Source organism: Streptomyces sp. NPDC052687 (assembly GCF_040678395.1).
In the GTDB taxonomy this organism is placed as follows: domain Bacteria; phylum Actinomycetota; class Actinomycetes; order Streptomycetales; family Streptomycetaceae; genus Streptomyces.
On the sequence record NZ_JBFATR010000024.1, the window covers coordinates 61,452 to 76,323 of the forward strand.

Here is a 14,872-nt window from a genome sequence, read left to right on the forward strand (position 1 = left end):
GCCTCAGTTCTTCCCTCACGTCACACGATCGCGGCGCCCCGTCATACTTGCCACCGACCGGGGTACTAGCGACGCCCCTCGCCGACCGGCGGAAGCCGGTTCCGGCCACGCACCGGACCAGGCCGGCGGCCCTCACCCCGGGAGCGAATCCCCTGTGACGTCGGATGATGCGGTAGTGGGCATTCCGCTCGGCGCGCGCGGCAGGCGAATCGTCGCCCCGCTGACCGAGAACCCACCCTTGCGGCGCGGCAGCGGCTCACGTCCGGCCTAGGACTCACGGCCGGGCGGCCCTCCGTCTCCGTACCGAGGCGCGCCGGCCGCGCGGGCCGTACCGTCGCCCCATGAAGATCACCGGACCCCCGCGCACCCCCGCCCAGCGCAAGCAGGACGTCCTGGCCCGGCTGGAGCGGGAGGAGGACGTCTGGGTGGCGACCGCGGACGGCGGCGGGAAGCCGTGGCTGGTCGCGCTGTGGTTCCTGTGGGACGGGGAGGCGGTGTGGCTGGCGACGCGGGCGACGAATCCGACCGGGCGCAATCTGCGCGAGGGCCGCGGGGTCCGGCTGGCGTTCGGCGACACCCGGGACGTGGTGCTGATCGATGGGGAGGCGGAGGTCTTCACGCGGGAGGAGGTGCCGGCGCAGACCGTGCGGGCGTACGTCGCCAAGTACAGGTGGAATCCGGGCGAGGACGCGCCGTCGTACGCGTACTTCCGGGTGCGGCCGCTGGTCGTGCAGGCGATGCGCGGGGAGTACGAGATGACGGGGCGACAGGTGATGCGGGAGGGGCGGTGGGTGAGCTGACGTCTGCCCGACATCTCTTCCGGGCACGGTAGTTACCTGGGAGTAATCCCCGGTGGTTTGATGTGCGGCGCCACACAGCCCGCTTCCCCCTTCACCCACAGGGAGATCCCGTGCCGCTGTCCGTCCCGCGCCGCACCCCCGGCGCCGCCCTGCTCGCCCTCGCTCTCGCCACCGCGGGACTCTCGGGGACGGCGCCCGCCGCCACGGCCGCCGAGCAGCCGCCGCCGGTGCGGGTGTTGTCGTACAACGTGTTCCTGTTCAGCAAGAGCCTCTACCCGAACTGGGGCCAGGACCACCGGGCGGCACAGATCGCGAAGGCGCCCTTCTTCCGGGGCAACGACGTGGTCGTGCTCCAGGAGGCCTTCGACAACGCGTCCTCGGACGCGCTGAAGCGGGCCGCCTCGGCCGCCTACCCGCACCAGACGCCGGTGGTGGGCCGGAGCAAGGACGGCTGGGACGCGACGGGCGGCGCCTACGCGTCCACGACCCCCGAGGACGGCGGGGTGACGGTGCTCAGCAAGTGGCCGGTCCTGCGCCAGGAGCAGTACGTCCACCGGGACGCCTGCGGGGCGGACCGGTGGTCCAACAAGGGCTTCGCGTACGTCGTGCTGAACGTGAACAGGGCCAGGGTGCACGTGCTCGGCACGCACGCCCAGTCCACCGATCCGGGCTGCGAGCCGGGCGAGGCCGCCGCGACGCGCAGCCGCCAGTTCAAGGCGATCGACGCCTTCCTGGACGCGAAGAACATCCCGCCCCACGAGCAGGTCCTGGTCGCCGGCGACCTGAACGTGGACGCGCACGGCGCCGAGTACGCCTCGATGCTCGCCGACGGAGGCCTGGTGGGCGCCGAGTCCCGCACCGGGCACCCGTACTCCTTCGACACCGAGGAGAACTCCATCGCCCGCGACCGCTACCCCGACGACCCGCGCGAGGACCTGGACCACATTCTGCACCGTGCCGGTCACGCCCGGCCGGCGGTGTGGAAGAACGACGTGGTGAAGGAGACGTCGGCGCCCTGGACGGTGTCGAGCTGGGGCACCTCGTACACGTACACCAACCTGTCCGACCACTATCCGGTGACCGGCCAGGCGGGCTGAGCCGGTACGGCCCGAGGGGGCGGGCGCGGCCCGCTCAGGGCAGCAGCTGCCGTACGAGCGCGTCCGCGGCCCAGCGCTCCCAGCGGTCCGGGGTCCAGCCGCGGCCGGTGACCAGCAGGTCGTACGTCTCGGGGCCGAGGACGGTGACCGCGATGTCCGCGGCGGACGCCGCGTCGTGGCCGTCGCGCAGGGCCGTCTTGGCCACCAGGGCCTCGGCGAACCGGAGTTGGACGGTGTGCCGCTGCTCGCGGTTGAGCCGCCACAGCTCGGCCAGCTCCGGTTCGGCGGCGGCAGCGGCGCGCACCACCTCCAGGACGGGGGCGGCGCGCTCCAGGACGTGGCGGGCACCCGCGGCCTGGCGGGCGAGCTGGGCGGCGGGGTCGGGTTCCGCCAGCACCTGTCGCGCCCAGGGGCGGTCGAGGGTGGCGACCGGGTCGGTGTCACCGGCGACGGCGACGTCCAGTACCTCCTTCAGCAGGGCGCGCTTGGTCCCGAAGGTGAAGTAGACGGTCTGCACGCCGACTTCGGCGGCCCTTGCCACGTCCTCGACGGTCGTCCGCGTCCAGCCGCGCTCGGTGAACAGGCGGGTGGCGGCGTCGAGCATCCGCTGCCGGGTGCGGCGGGCCTTCTCGGCGCGGGTCATCGGCATGGACCTGACTCCCGGTGGTCACGAACTCTTTGACTGTAGTGACACTACAGTGTGTTTCACTGGAGCATGACTACAGTGAACGGGCCGGGGACGGCCGCGTGGCGGGGCGGTGACTACACCGCCGCCGGGGATGCCTGGGCGCACGCGGCGGACGACGTGGTGGCCGCCGTCCTGGCCGGACTGCCCGGCGCGGCGCGCGTGCTGGACGTGGGCACGGGGTCCGGTCCGGCCGCGCTCGCCGCGGCGCGGTCCGGGGCGCGGGTGGTGGGGCTCGACCTGGAGCCGGAACTGCTGCGGATCGCGGCGCAGCGGGCGCGCCGGGCGGCGGGTCCGGTCGGCTGGGTGGCCGGGGACGCCCGCCGGCTGCCGTTCCCGGCGGGCGCCTTCGACGTCGTCCTGTCCACGTTCGGTGTGATGTTCGCCCCGGAACCGGCGCGTGTCGCCGCCGAGTTGGTGCGGGTGACCCGGCCCGGCGGGCGGCTCGCCGTCGCCTCGTGGACACCGGACGGGATCATGGGCCGGATCGCCCCGACGGTGCTGCGCCATCTCGACACCCCGGCCGCCGCGGACGGGCCGACCCGGTGGGGCGAACCCGAGCGCGTCGAGGCCTGGTTCGCGCAGCTGCCGGTGACCGTGCGCTGCCGCCCGGCGCGGGTGCGGGTCAGGTATCCGTCGGTGGCGCACGCCGTGTCCGTCTTCGAGGCCAAGCCCGGTCCGATCCGCGCCCACCGCCGGGCCCTAGAGCGCGCCGGACGCTGGGACCGGGCCCGCGCCGACCTCGCCGCCCTGTTCGCCGCCCACAACCGGGCCGGCGACGGCAGTCTGGTGTTCGACGCGGCGTACCTCCTGGTGGAGGGCCGTGTGGGGGCGGGGCGGGCGGGGAACTCGGCGGGGCATGGTCGGTGACACGGACGACGACATCGCGGTGCGGCGCCGGGGTACGAGCGGGCACCGGGCGTCCGGGCACACGGCCGACGTACGGATCGAGGCGTGGGGCGCCGACCGGGACAGCTGCCTGCTCGAAGCCGTACGGGGCCTGGTCGAGTGCTTCGCGGACGTCACCGGGGCGCGGCCGTCCGGGGTGTCCCGGGCGCGGCTGCCCGACGAGGGCGACGAGGAACTGCTGGCGGCCCTGCTCGACGAGGTCGTCTACCGCCTGGAGGTGCGCGGCGAGGTCCCCGTCGACGTGGCGGCCGGGTCCGCCGAGGGCGCGCTCGACGTGCGGTTCACCATGGCGGACCTGGACAGCGTGGAGATCACGGGGGCCGTGCCGAAGGCGGTCGCCTGGCACGAGCTGCGCATCCGGCCGGACGCGTACGGCTGGTCGTGCACGGTGACGGTCGACGTGTGACCGGCTGGGCGGATGCCTGGCAGATGCCCCTGATGCGCTCAGCCCTTCACCACTCCCAGCGGCACCAGCCGCGCCACCGTGCGGCACAGCCCCGCGCCCTCGCTGGCGGCCACCACCGCGGCGACGTCCTTGTACGCCTCGGGGGTCTCCTCGGACAGGCCGCGCCACGAGCGGGGGCGCACGGCGATGCCCGCGCGTTCCAGGCGGGCCCGCAGTTCGCGGCCGGTGACCGTGCGGGCGGCCTCGTGGCGGCTCATCCGGCGGCCGGCGCCGTGGCAGGTGGAGGCGAAGGCGTCGCCGCCGGTGACTCCGGCGAGGACGTAGGAGGCGGTGCCCATGGTGCCGGGGATCAGCACCGGCTGCCCGGCCTCGCGCAGGTCGGCCGGCAGGTCGGGGTGGCCGGGCGGGAAGGCGCGGGTGGCGCCCTTGCGGTGCACGCACAGCCGGCGGGGCCGCCCGTCGACGGGGTGGGTCTCCAGCTTGGCGAGGTTGTGGGAGACGTCGTACACCAGGGACAGGCGGGCGCCCGCGGCGCGCCGGAAGATCCTTCGGGCGGCGTGGGACAGCAACTGGCGGTTGGCGCGCCCGTAGTTGGCCGCCGCGGCCATCGCGCCGAGATAGGCGCGGCCCTCCGGGGAGTCCACGGGGGTGCAGGCGAGCTGCCGGTCGGGCACGGTGATGTGGTAGCGGGCCATGGCGCGGTCCATCGCCCGGACGTGGTCGGTGCAGATCTGGTGGCCGAGGCCGCGCGAACCGCAGTGGATCATGACGCAGACCTGTCCGGTGGTGATGCCGAAGGCGGCGGCGACGCTCTCGTCGTACACCTCGGAGACCTGCTGGACCTCCAGGAAGTGGTTGGCGGAGCCGAGGCTGCCGACCTGGCCGAGGCCGCGCTCGCGGGCCCGTCCGCCGACCTCGCGCACCTCGGCGTCACCGACCGCCCCGCCGTCCTCGCAACGGACCAGGTCGCGTTCCTCGCCGTAGCCCCGGTCGACGGCGTAGCGGGCGCCGCCTTCGAGGATGCGGTCCAGTTCGCCGGGGCCGGGGTGCCAAACCCCGCCGGGCCCTGCGCCGCGCGGGATGGCGTGGTCCAGGCCGTCCATGATCGCGCCGAGCGCGGGGGCGAGGGTGGCGCGGTCGCAGTCGGCGGCGAGCAGCCGTACGCCGCACGAGATGTCGAAGCCGACACCGCCCGGGGAGATCACCCCGCCCTCGTCGACGGCGGTGGCGGCGACGCCGCCGATGGGGAAGCCGTAGCCCCAGTGGATGTCGGGCATGGCGTACGAGGCGGTGACGATGCCGGGCAGGGTGGCGACGTTGGCGACCTGGGTCAGGGACTGCTCGGCGTCGGCGAGCAGGTCGCGGGAGGCGAAGACGACGCCGGGCACCCGCATGGCGCCGTGCGGGTCGAGCCGGAAGCGGTACGGGGTTTCCTCGACGAGTCTCATGTCATCTCCCTCGGCCCTTGCGCAGGAAGCGGCGCAGCCGGGTGAGCGGCCAGGTGTTGATCACGTCGTCCGCGGTGAGCCAGCCGCGCTGGGCGGTGCCCACGCCGTAGCGCAGGTTGGGCAGGTGGACGACGGCGTGGGCGTCGCTGTCGACGGCGAACCTCACGCCGTGCCGCTTGGCACGCAGGATGTCCTCGTCGCGCAGGTCGAGCCGGTCGGGGTGGGCGTTGATCTCCAGGGCGGTGCCGGTGCGGGCGCAGGCGGCGAAGACCGCGTCGAGGTCGGCGTCGATGCCGGGCCGCTTGCCGATGATGCGGGTGGTGGGGTGGCCGATGACGTTGACGTACGGGTTCTCGCAGGCGCGCACGATCCGGCGGGTGAGGGCGTCGCGGTCCTGGGTGAAGTGGGAGTGGACGGAGGCCACGCACAGGTCGAACCCGGAGAGGAAGCCGGCGGGCCAGTCGACGTCACCCTCGGGTCCGATGTTCAGCTCGGCGCCGTGCAGCAGGCGCATTCCGCCCTGTCCGCCGGTGGCCTGGCGCCTCCCGTGCCGGCCGTAGGCGCCGTCCAGTTGGCGGACCCGTTCCCGCTGGGCGAGCATCCGCTCGTCCGTCATGCGCTGCATGGCCATGTCGGGTCCGTGGTCGGTGATCGCGTAGTAGGCGTAGCCGCGCGCGGCGGCCGCGGCGACCATCTCCTCCAGCGGGGCGAGCCCGTCGGTGAGGTCGGTGTGGGTGTGCAGGTCGCCGCGGATGTCGTCCTCGGTGACCAGTTCGGGCAGTTCGCCGCGCAGTCCGGCCTCGATCTCGCCGCGGTCCTCGCGCAGGGTGGGCGGGATCCACGGCAGTCCGAGCCGGGCGTAGACGTCCTCCTCGGTCTCGGAGACGATCCGCTCGCCGCTCTCGGCGTCGAACAGGCCGTACTCGGAAAGCTTCAGGCCCTGGCGCACGGCCAGTTCGCGGGTGCGGATGTTGTGCGCCTTCGACCCGGTGAAGTACTGCAGGGCCGCTCCCCACGACTGCGGCGGTACGACGCGCAGGTCGACGGAGAGGCCCTTGGCGGTGCGCACGGACGTCTTGGTCCGGCCGCGGGCGATGACCTCGGTGACGAAGGGCAGCGCGGTGAACGCCCGCATCAGGGGGCCCGAGTCCTCGGCGGCGGCCAGCACGTCGATGTCGCCGATGGTCTCGCGGACCCGGCGCAGGGAGCCCGCGTAGGCACAGCGCTTGCAGCCGGTGACGGCGGACAGTTCGCCGACGATCGTCTCCGCGGTGTCCATGGCGACGTCGATCAGTACGCGGTCGCCGGCGGACCGGAGCAGGGCGACGCCGTGGAGGATCTTCTCCTCGGTGCGGGGCCCGAAGCCCTTCAGGTCGCGCAGGCGTTCGGCGTGGATGGCGTCGATAAGTTCCTCGACGGAGGCGATGCCCAGTTCCTCGTAGAGCGCGTGGGCCTTCTTCGGACCGAGGGTGGGGATGGCGGTCAGCCGCCGGACGCCGGCCGGGATCCTCGCGCGCAGTTCCTCGACGGCGGACACGGTGCCGTCGCGGAGGTACTCGACCACCTTCTCGGCGACCGACCTGCCGACGCCGGGGATCTCCTGGAGCCCTTTCACGTCGAGGCCGGCGACATCGGTGTGGTGGCCGCCGATCGCCCGGGCGGCCTTCTCGTAGGCGCGTGCCTTGAACGCGTCCCCTCCGGTGATCGAGATCAGGTCCGCGTACTCGGCGAACAGCGCGGCGACCTCGTCGTTGGAACGAGCCACGCTTCCAGGGTAGGCAGGGACGGGGTGTCAAGGCGGGTGAGAGGAGAGGCCGGGAGGAGGGTGAAGAGGTGGCCCGCCCGGGGGTGGGGTCAGGCGGCCGGGTGCATGCCGGCTTGGCCCGCTCGCGTCGGGTGGTCCGTCGGTCCGTACGGCGGTCCGTCCGTACGGCGGTCCGTGCCCGGCCGAGTACCCGGGCGCCGCAGAGGACATTGCGGCGCCCGGGTGGGTCCCTAGGGGGTGTCCCGGCGGGTGCGCGCCAGGCGGCCCGGCCACCAGGCGGGCGGGCCGATGTCGCGGACCAGGGCGGGGACGAGCAGGGAGCGGACGACGAGGGTGTCGAGCAGGACGCCGAAGGCGACGATGAACGCGATCTGCGCCAGGAAGGCCAGCGGGATCACGCCGAGCGCGGCGAAGGTGGCGGCGAGGACGACACCGGCCGAGGTGATCACCCCGCCGGTGCTCACCAGGCCCCGCAGCACGCCGTGGCGGACGCCGTGCCGCAGCGACTCCTCGCGGACCCGGTCCATCAGGAAGATGTTGTAGTCGACGCCGAGGGCGACCAGGAAGACGAACCCGTACAGGGGCACCGACGGGTCGGTCGCGGTGAAGCCGAACACGTGCGGGAAGACCAGCGCGGAGACGCCCAGCGTGGCCAGGAAGTTGAGCGCCACGGTCGCGACGAGCAGGGCGGGCAGCAGCAGGGAGCGCAGCAGCGCGGTGAGGATGACGAAGATGATCGCCAGCACCACGGGCACGATGAGGCCGCGGTCCCGCTCGGCCGTGCGCAGGGTGTCGTACCGCTGCGCGGTGTAGCCGCCGACCTTGGCGTCGGCACCGGGTACGGCGTGCAGGGCGGTCCGCAGCCGGGCCACGGTGTCCTGGGCGGCGTCGCTGTCGGAGGCGGCGCGCAGGGTGACGTCGACCCGGACCCGTCCGTCGACGACGAGCGGTTCGCCGCCGGGACGGCCGTTGCCGGTGACCGCTGCCGCCGCGGCGACGCCCTCGGTGGCCCGGGCCGCGGCCAGCACCCGGGGCAGCCGGTCGGCGTCCGCGATGACCACGGCCGGGGTGCCGGAGCCACCGGGGAAGTGCCGGCCGAGGGTGGCCTGCGCGGCCACGGACGGGGCGTCGTTGACGAAGGTCTCGTCCAGGGGCACGCCCTTGGAGGCGAGGCCGGGCGCGAACGCCGCGCAGGCGAGCAGCGCGGCGAGGGACACGGCCCAGACCCGGCGCGGTGCCCGGTCGACCAGGCTCGCGATCCGCTGCCAGATCCCGGTGCCGTCGCTCGGGTCGGCGGCCGGGCGGAGCTTGGCGGGCCAGTAGGCGGCGCGTCCGAGCAGCACGAGGACGGCGGGCAGGAAGGTGAGGGAGGCGAGGACGGCGCAGCCGATGCCGATCGCGCCGACCGGGCCGAGCGCCCGGTTGTTGGTCAGGTCGCTGAGCAGCAGGGCCAGCAGTCCCAGCGCGACGGTGGCGGCGCTGGCCACGACGGCGCCCCACGAGCGCCGTACGGCGGCGGTGACGGCCGCGAACCGGTCGGTGCGGGCGGCGAGTTCCTCGCGGTAGCGGGCGGTGACGAGCAGCGCGTAGTCGGTGGCCGCTCCGATGACGAGGATGGAGAGGATGCCCTGCACCTGGCCGTCGACGCGCACCACGCCCCGGTCGGCGAGCGCGTAGACGATCGCGCAGGCCAGTCCGAGGGCGAAGACCGAGCCCAGGATGATCACCAGCGGCAGCAGCACGCTGCGGTAGACCAGCAGCAGGATGACCAGGACGGTCACCAGGGCGACACCGAGCAGCAGGCCGTCGATGCCCGCGAAGGCGTCGGAGAGGTCGGCCTGGGTGGCGGCGGGTCCGGCCAGCTGGACGGTGGTGCCGGGGACGCGTTCGGCGGCGGTACGGATCCGTTCCAGCGCGTCGGGCAGGTCGTCGCCGAGGTCGGGCCGCAGCGGTACGACGCCCTGGAGCGCCTTTCCGTCCTCGGCGAGCAGCGCCGGGGAGACCTGGCCCGCCACACCGGGCGTGCCGGTGAGCGAGGCGAGGACGCGGCCGGCCGGGTCGCGGCGCTCGGCCACGGAGGCACCGTCGGGGTCGGTCCACACCACGACGGCGGGCAGCGTCTCCTCCTGGCGGAACGCCCGCTGTTCGGTGATGACCTCCGTGGACTCGGCGCTGCGCGGCAGGAAGGCGGCCTGGTCGTTGGTCGCGACCTCGCCGAGCCGGCCGGCGAAGGGACCGAGGGCGCCGCCGATGCCGAGCCAGACGGCGAGCAGCAGCAGGGGGACGAGCAGACGGGCACGTCGGGGGTTGGGGGGCATGGTCTCCGGGCTCCGGCGTAGGACGTACGGCGTTGGGGGTGGGGTGGGAGTGGGGTGAGGTTTGAGGTGAGGTGGCGTGGGGTCGGGGAAGGCGGGACGTCAGAGCCGCGATCGACTCAGTCATCAAGAATCTCAATGATTGAGTTATCTCGCGACGAGGGTGATCTTAGGCGACGTACTCTCTTCCGGTGACAGGTGGCCCCCGGATGCGGGATCCGGCCGCTCGATCGAGGAAACCCAGCAAACCCAGAAACCGAGGAACCCAGAAACCGAGGAACCGAGGAACCGAAGAAACCGAGGACGCGGGGCTCAGCGGCCGCCGCGGGGCCTGCGCCCGCCCAGCTCCTCGTTCATCGCCGTGAGGAACCGCAGCACCACGGCCAGTTCGTCCTCGTCGAAGCGGTCGGTGGCGGCCTGGGTCGCCTCCGCGAGCGGGCGGAAGTGGATCCGCGCGGCCGGGCGGGCGTCGGCCGCGTAGTGCAGGTGGACCACCCGGCGGTCCGCGCTCTCCCGCACCCGCCGGATGTGTCCGGCGCGCTCCAGCCGGTCCAGGCACGCCGTGACGGCGCCGGAGGTGAGGCCGAGGTGTTCGCGCAGCCGCCCGGGGGTCATGGGTTCCTCGGCGTCGAGGATCGCGGCGAGCGCGTGGACGTCGGTCGTGTGCAGCCCCTGCTCGCCGGCGAAGCCCTGCATCAGGCGGTTGATCTCGCCGTGCAGCCGGCGCAGCTGGACGGCGAAGGAGTGCAGGTCGGACGCGGCGCCCCCGCTGGGCTCCGAGGGTCGTGCCGGCTGCTCCCGGTCGTCTGCTGTGGCCACGTGATCAGCCTATAGAACCACACCGGCCCCCATCCGACCGGTCGGCGCCCGCGCCGTACCGGGCACCTTCCGCGAGGGCTCGCGCGGTGCGCGGGACGGCGGCGTGAGCCGGACGGCTCGCACGGCGCGCGGGACCGGCGGCGCGCACCGGAGGCGAGCCCGGCTCGGGGCCCGCCGGGCGGCCCGGCCTCCGCCGGTTGGGCATCGACCGGCTGGGCGCACCGCCCCGGAACGGCCTCCCCCTGACACCTCCGGACACCGCCGCGGCGCGGCGTGCCTCAGCCGTCCGGCGCAGTGCGCATCCACGACGGCCCCTTCCGTGGAAGTCATCAGCAGACGGCGGCGGCCCGGCGCCGGGACGCGGTGCGGTGCAGCGGGACGAGAAGGGACCGAGCGCGAGATGAACGGTGACGACACGACGGCGAAGCCGCTGCGCTGCCTGGTGACGGGCGCGACCGGCTACATCGGCGGGCGGCTGGTCCCCGAGCTGCTGGGCGCCGGACACCGGGTGCGCTGTCTGGCCCGCTCCCCCGGCAAGCTGCGCGACCACCCGTGGGCCGGCGACGTGGAGATCGTCCGGGGCGATGTCACGGACGACGCCTCGGTCGGCGCGGCCCTGCGGGACGTGGACGTGGCCTACTACCTGGTGCACGCGCTGGGCAGCGGCAAGGACTTCGAGGAGACGGACCGGCGGGCGGCGACCGTGTTCGCCCGGCAGGCCCGCGCCGCGGGGGTGCGGCGCGTGGTCTACCTCGGCGGCCTCACCCCGGCGGGCGTCCCCGAACGGGACCTGTCGCCGCACCTGCGCTCGCGCGCCGAGGTGGGCCGCATCCTGCTCGCGTCCGGCGTGCCCACGACCGTGCTGCGGGCGGCGGTGATCCTCGGCTCCGGCTCGGCCTCCTTCGAGATGCTGCGGTACCTGACCGAGCGCCTGCCGGTCATGGTCACCCCCAGCTGGGTGCACACCCGGATCCAGCCCATCGCCGTACGGGACGTGCTGCGCGTGCTGGTCGGCAGCGCGCGGATGCCCGCGGAGGTGAACCGCGCCTTCGACATCGGCGGCCCGGAGGTGCTGACGTACCGCGACATGATGCTGCGCTACGCGCGGATCACCGGACTGCCGCGCCGTCTCGTCGTCCCCGTACCGGTCCTCACGCCCGGCCTGTCCAGCCACTGGGTCGGCCTCGTCACCCCGGTGCCCGCGTCCATCGCCCGGCCGCTCGCCGAGTCGCTGCGTCACGAGGTCGTCTGCCACGAGCACGACATCGCCCGCTACGTCCCCGACCCACCCGGGCATCCGCTCGGTTTCGACGAGGCGGTACGGCTCGCCCTGCAGCGGGTGCGGGAGGCCCGGGTGGACACCCGCTGGTCGAACGCCGCGGTGCCCGGCGCCCCGAGCGACCCGCTGCCCACCGACCCGGACTGGGCGGGCGGCAGTCTCTACACGGACGAGCGCGAGGTCACGGTGAACGCCTCGCGGGAGGCGCTGTGGCGGGTCATCGAGGGCATCGGCGGCGAGCACGGCTGGTACTCCTTCTCGCTCGCCTGGTCCGTGCGCGGCCGGCTGGACCGGCTGGCCGGCGGGGTCGGACTGCGCCGCGGCCGCCGCGACGCCCATCGGCTGCGGGCCGGTGACTCGCTGGACTTCTGGCGGGTGGAGGAGATCGAGCGGGGGCGGTTGCTGCGGCTGCGGGCCGAGATGCGGCTGCCGGGGCTGGCCTGGCTGGAGATGTACGCCGAGACGGACCCGGCCGGGCGCACCCGGTACCGCCAGCGTGCCCTGTTCCACCCGCGCGGCCTGCTCGGCCAGGCCTACTGGTGGGGCGTGTCGCCCTTCCACGCCCTGGTGTTCGGCGGCATGGCCCGCAACATCGCGAAGGCCGCGGCCAGGAGACCGGTCCCGTCCGACCGGACGCCCGAGCCCGCCCGCTGACCCCTCACCCGTCCGCCCCGGAGCCACCCCATGAACACCTCGATCGTCCTGTTCACCTGCGATCTGCGGCTGCACGATCACCCGCCGCTGCGCGCCGCGCTGGAGGGCGGCCGGCAGGTGGTGCCGCTGTTCGTGCGGGACCGGGCGGTGGCCGCCGCCGGGTTCGACGTGCCGAACCGGCGCGCGTTCCTCGCGGACTGCCTGCGCGACCTGGACGCGGGGCTGCGCGAGCGCGGCGGGCGCCTCGTGGTGCGCTCGGGCGACGTGGTGGCGGAGGTGTGCCGGGTGGCGGCGGAGACGGACGCCGACGAGGTGCACCTCGCGGCCGACGTCAGCGCCTTCGCGCACCGCCGCGAGGAGCGCCTGCGCCGGGAGCTGGGCGCCGACGGCCGCCGGCTGCACGTCCACGACACGGTGACCTGCATGGTCACGCCCGGCGCGGTGACCCCGTCCTCCTCCGATCACTTCGCGGTGTTCACCCCGTACTTCCGGCACTGGGAGCGCCGGCGGCTGCGCGCCCCGCTGCGCCCGCCCCGGTTCGTCCCGGTGCCCGACGGGGTCGGCTCCGAGCCGGTCCCCGCCCGCCACGAGGTGACCGGGACGTCGCCGGGGCTGGCCACCGGCGGGGAACGGGAGGGCAGGCGGCGGCTCGCGAACTGGCTGCGGTACGGTCTCGCCGCCTACGCCGACCGTCACGACGACCTCGCCGCCGACGCCACCTCACGTCTCTCGCCGCATCTGCACTTCGGGACCCTCTCCCCCGTCGAGCTGGTCCACCTGGCGCGCCGGGCGGACGGTCCGGGCGCGGAGGCGTTCGTACGGCAGCTGGCCTGGCGCGACTTCCACCGCCAGGTGCTGGCGGCCCGGCCACGGGCGGCGTCCGCCGACTACCGCACCAAGCACGACCGCTGGCGCACCGAGCGCACCGCGCGCGCCGACATCGAGGCGTGGCGGGAGGGCCGTACCGGCTATCCGGTGGTCGACGCGGCGATGCGCCAGCTGCTGTACGAGGGCTGGATGCACAACCGGGCGCGGCTGCTGGCGGCGAGTTTCCTGGCCAAGACGCTGTACGTCGACTGGCGCGTCGGCGCCCGCCACTTCCTGGACCTCCTGGTGGACGGCGACCTGGCCAACAACCAGCTCAACTGGCAGTGGGTGGCCGGGACCGGCACCGACACCCGGCCGAACCGGGTCCTCAACCCCGTCACCCAGGGCAGGCGCCACGACCCGGACGGCGCGTACGTACGGCGCTGGGTGCCGGAGCTGCGGGAGGTGGCGGGGCCCGCCGTGCACGAGCCGTGGCGGCTCGCCGGGCGGATCGCGCCGGACTATCCGGATCCGATCGTCGGCCTGGCGGAGGGGCTGGCCCGCTTCAGGCGGGCGCGGCAGCGCGACTGACGCGGACGCCACCCCGGCCGTTCCGTCGCCCGTTCCCGCCTTCCCGCCTTCCCGCCGCCCGTCCCGTCTCCCGCTCCGGCCTTCCCGTCTCCCGCTCCCGCGTTCCCGCCGCCCGTCCCGTCTCCCGCTCCCGCGTTCCCGCCGCCCGTCCCGTCTCCCGCTCCCGCCCTCCCGTCCACGGTCCCGTCTCCCGCTCCCGCCCTCCCGTCCACGGTTCCCGCCGCCTGTTCCCGCCGCCCGTTCCCGCCTCGCGGACCTCGCGAGCGCGCTCAGGCGTGGGAGCGGTACGTCCCGCTCAGCAGGTCCAGCGCCTCCGCGAGTCCGGCCGGCTTCGGCAGCCCGGCCGGAGGGCGTCCCGCCCAGCCGGGTCCGCCCAGCACCACCAGCGGCTGCCGGCGCGCCCCCTTGACGCCCCACCGGGTGCCGCCGACGTGCCGTGCCAGCGGCAGGCTCGCGGTGGAACGGGCCTGCGCCCACAGGACGACGGCCACCGGGCCGGTCCGCCGCACCGCCGCCGACAGGGCCTCGGCCGGCACCGCCGCGCCGAACATCCGGGTGGGGACGCCGCGCTGCGCGAGCCCGGCGTTCAGCGCCTCCAGCGGCAGGGTGTGCTGCTCGCCGGGGGCACACGCCAGCAGCACGGGTCCGGCGAGGCCGGCTCCCTGGGCCGACGGGGGCGGGGTGTGCCGGCGCAGCGTGGTGGACACGTGCCAGGACAGCAGGTGCTCGACCTCGACGTACCGGTCGCCGGAGGTGGCCCACTTGCGTCCCACGGCGTGCAGCGTGGGCACCATGACCTCCTGCCAGGCCACGGTCAGTCCGTGCTCATCCACCGCGGCGGCCAGCTGGTCCTCGACCGCCGGGGCGTCCAGCCGGACGGCGGCGCGGGCCAGGCCGCGGCATTCCTGACGGACGTCGCCGAGCGGGAGGGAGCCGGCCGCCCGGGAACGGCTCGGCTCGGGCGGTGCGAGCGGGGGCGCCCCCGTGGTGCGGGCATGCCGCGCGGCGCGGGCCGCCTCCGCCGGCGGCACGCCCGCCGAGGTCAGCCGGCACATCGTCTCCAGCATCTCCACGTCCGCCGGTGTCCAGCGCCGGTGCCTGCCGTCGACGCGGGCCGCGGGTCCGATGCCGTAGCGGCGGTCCCAGGAGCGCAGGGTGGTGGGCGACACGCCGAGGCGGCGGGCCACCGCTCCGGTGGTCAGACCGGTCTCACCGGGCGGGCTGTCGGACATGCGCCGACTATACGACGCACGATCGATGCGAGTTGAGCCCGTGGCGGATGCTCCGGACGATGGCG

12 protein-coding genes are annotated in these 14,872 nt (G+C 74.8%); 6 read left to right on the top strand and 6 right to left on the bottom strand.

Translation table 11 applies throughout. The features are described 5' to 3' along the window. The first annotated feature begins 341 nt into the window (after positions 1 to 341). Positions 342 to 800, top strand: a complete 459-nt coding sequence (locus AB0K92_RS20265) for a pyridoxamine 5'-phosphate oxidase family protein (protein ID WP_365924680.1) — start codon at positions 342 to 344, stop codon at positions 798 to 800. A gap of 110 nt (positions 801 to 910) precedes the next feature. Next, positions 911 to 1,897, top strand: coding sequence for a sphingomyelin phosphodiesterase (sph, locus tag AB0K92_RS20270; protein WP_365924682.1), 987 nt, complete (start codon positions 911 to 913; stop codon positions 1,895 to 1,897). A gap of 34 nt (positions 1,898 to 1,931) precedes the next feature. Here sph and AB0K92_RS20275 read toward each other — a convergent pair whose 3' ends face one another. Then, complete coding sequence (locus AB0K92_RS20275; RefSeq protein WP_365924684.1) at positions 1,932 to 2,546, bottom strand: helix-turn-helix domain-containing protein; 615 nt, start codon at positions 2,544 to 2,546, stop codon at positions 1,932 to 1,934. Between the two features lie 66 nt (positions 2,547 to 2,612). On the opposite strand from AB0K92_RS20275, the gene AB0K92_RS20280 reads away from it, so the two are divergent. Beyond that, complete coding sequence (locus AB0K92_RS20280; RefSeq protein WP_365924686.1) at positions 2,613 to 3,452, top strand: class I SAM-dependent methyltransferase; 840 nt, start codon at positions 2,613 to 2,615, stop codon at positions 3,450 to 3,452. Next, positions 3,442 to 3,897, top strand: a complete 456-nt coding sequence (locus AB0K92_RS20285; protein ID WP_165995461.1) for an archease — start codon at positions 3,442 to 3,444, stop codon at positions 3,895 to 3,897. Before AB0K92_RS20280 ends, AB0K92_RS20285 begins: the two co-directional genes overlap by 11 nt. 38 nt (positions 3,898 to 3,935) lie before the next feature. Here AB0K92_RS20285 and AB0K92_RS20290 read toward each other — a convergent pair whose 3' ends face one another. The 4 genes from AB0K92_RS20290 to AB0K92_RS20305 all read right to left on the bottom strand — a co-directional run bounded on the left by AB0K92_RS20290 (position 3,936) and on the right by AB0K92_RS20305 (position 10,244). Beyond that, the gene (locus AB0K92_RS20290) at positions 3,936 to 5,345 is read right to left on the bottom strand and encodes an RtcB family protein (RefSeq protein ID WP_365924688.1); all 1,410 of its coding nucleotides are present in this window, start codon (positions 5,343 to 5,345) and stop codon (positions 3,936 to 3,938) included. Position 5,346: 1 nt separating this feature from the next. Further along, the gene (gene polX / locus AB0K92_RS20295) at positions 5,347 to 7,110 is read right to left on the bottom strand and encodes a DNA polymerase/3'-5' exonuclease PolX (RefSeq protein WP_365924690.1); all 1,764 of its coding nucleotides are present in this window, start codon (positions 7,108 to 7,110) and stop codon (positions 5,347 to 5,349) included. Positions 7,111 to 7,340: 230 nt separating this feature from the next. Continuing rightward, on the bottom strand, positions 7,341 to 9,428 hold the full coding sequence (locus AB0K92_RS20300) for an MMPL family transporter (protein ID WP_365924692.1): 2,088 nt from the start codon (positions 9,426 to 9,428) through the stop codon (positions 7,341 to 7,343). 309 nt (positions 9,429 to 9,737) lie between these two features. After that, a complete protein-coding gene (locus tag AB0K92_RS20305; protein ID WP_365924694.1) occupies positions 9,738 to 10,244 on the bottom strand; it encodes a MarR family transcriptional regulator in 507 nt (168 codons plus the stop codon). A gap of 400 nt (positions 10,245 to 10,644) precedes the next feature. Between AB0K92_RS20305 and AB0K92_RS20310 the strand changes: the two genes are divergently transcribed. Together AB0K92_RS20310 and AB0K92_RS20315 are read left to right on the top strand one after the other, a co-directional pair. Then, complete coding sequence (locus AB0K92_RS20310) at positions 10,645 to 12,177, top strand: SDR family oxidoreductase (protein ID WP_365924696.1); 1,533 nt, start codon at positions 10,645 to 10,647, stop codon at positions 12,175 to 12,177. A 30-nt stretch (positions 12,178 to 12,207) separates the two neighbouring features. Next, positions 12,208 to 13,575 carry a deoxyribodipyrimidine photo-lyase gene (locus AB0K92_RS20315; RefSeq protein WP_365924698.1) on the top strand — a complete coding sequence of 456 codons (1,368 nt, stop codon included), beginning with the start codon at positions 12,208 to 12,210 and terminating at the stop codon, positions 13,573 to 13,575. A 269-nt stretch (positions 13,576 to 13,844) separates the two neighbouring features. On the opposite strand, the gene AB0K92_RS20320 is transcribed toward AB0K92_RS20315, so the two are convergent. Further along, on the bottom strand, positions 13,845 to 14,807 hold the full coding sequence (locus tag AB0K92_RS20320; protein WP_365924700.1) for a MerR family transcriptional regulator: 963 nt from the start codon (positions 14,805 to 14,807) through the stop codon (positions 13,845 to 13,847). Positions 14,808 to 14,872: the final 65 nt, after the last annotated feature.